Here is a 560-nt window from a genome sequence, read left to right as displayed (position 1 = left end):
GCCGGGTTTCCGCCATGCGTCTGGCGGGGGAAAGCTTTATCATTTTCTGGCGTGTCCGGTGTTCGCCAGAAAACACCATCAATGGCCAGCAGGGTCAGACCGCACCAGTGCGGATGCGGCGTGGCGTTATGCCAGAGCTGCGCTGTTTGCGTGAACACGCGGCGTACGGCCTCGCTTCCCAGCCGCTGGCGGGCCTGGATCACGGCGCTGGGCGCAACGAACGGACGATTGCCGGGTAACATGATATCCAGCCGGTTAACGATCTGATGAAGCGGCTCCTTGCGCTCAAGTGCCATACCGACAATGCACCAGACCATCATTTCCAGAGGAAGGCGCCGTTTGCGTAACGTGACAGTGCCGGACTCTTCAAGGCAGCGGGAAATCAGTTCCGGGTCAAGATAATCGCCCAGAGAAGCCAGAGGGTTACGCAGAGAATCGTAACGGGATACCAGATCAAGAGCCTGTCCAATGTGCATAAAAAAATCCGGAAAAGGGTGAGCATTTCCGGATTCTTACACAGCCACTGGATCGATCAACCGATCCTTAACTGATCGGCATTA

1 protein-coding gene is annotated in these 560 nt (G+C 56.4%); it reads right to left on the bottom strand.

Translation table 11 applies throughout. The annotated features are described in order from the left end of the window. A partial coding sequence (locus ABLV30_RS02295; protein WP_154907842.1) for a transposase domain-containing protein occupies positions 1-476 on the bottom strand: 476 nt, incomplete at its 3' end. Positions 477-560 lie beyond the last annotated feature (84 nt).

The sequence above is a fragment of the Klebsiella sp. CN_Kp113 genome (assembly GCF_040064585.1).
GTDB lineage: Bacteria > Pseudomonadota > Gammaproteobacteria > Enterobacterales > Enterobacteriaceae > Klebsiella > Klebsiella michiganensis.
Note: the sequence above shows the minus strand (reverse complement) of the source record. Positions and strands in the feature narration are given on the sequence as shown.